The organism is Vibrio sp. D173a (assembly GCF_030248475.1).
Map to the genome: position 1 here is coordinate 1 of NZ_JAHGAH010001241.1, position 725 is coordinate 725.

A 725-nucleotide genomic window follows, 5' to 3' on the forward strand; every position below is an offset into this window, starting at 1 on the left:
TTGGGTCGTCGAGGACGACCCAAACATATACTTTACTCATAGTTCCATTCCTTTGCAGCCAAATCTATTGTGATGATCATTGTTGTTTTTATGCTGTTATATCTTGTTGCCAACACCACCGGAGCAGCTCTCTGGTGATGTCGATAAATCTATTAAATCGGTAGATAGATGGTGAAGGTGGTGTTCCCCGGCCAACTCTCTACGTCGATCTTTCCGTTGTGTTGGTCAATCAGGTTTTGCGAGATCGAAAGCCCCAGACCAGTACCACCTTCTCGTCCACTGACCATAGGGTAGAAAAGGGTATCTTTAAGCTCATCAGGAATACCCGGCCCGTTGTCGGAGATCTCAATACGCGCCGCCAGTTTGTGTCGCTGCCCATGTATGTTCGCCTGATGCACCGTTCTGGTGCGAATGGTGATTTTGCCTGATTCTTGTGAACTCAGAATCTGCGCAGCGTTACTAACGATATTGAGCATTGCCTGTTCGACTTGTGCCGAGTCCATCAAGATGTCTGGCAAACTCGGGTCATAATCGCGCTCAATCGCCAATGAAGAACCAGACTCTAGTTCAACCAACTGACGTACCTTCTCCAGAATCTGGTGAAGGTTCTCTTCACTCTTTTTGCCCGGCTTTTGTGGGCCTAATAGACGGTCGACCAAGGCTCGTAGGCGGTCGGCCTGCTCGATAATAATCTGGGTGTATTCGTTCAGTGATTGGTCTGGCAG

Annotated in this window: 1 protein-coding gene; it reads right to left on the bottom strand. The window is 48.6% G+C overall.

Translation table 11 applies throughout. The features are described 5' to 3' along the window. Positions 1–152 precede the first annotated feature (152 nt). Positions 153–725, bottom strand: a 573-nt coding sequence (gene glnL / locus KIV40_RS32560) for a nitrogen regulation protein NR(II) (protein ID WP_285353495.1), incomplete at its 5' end; no start/stop codon positions are given.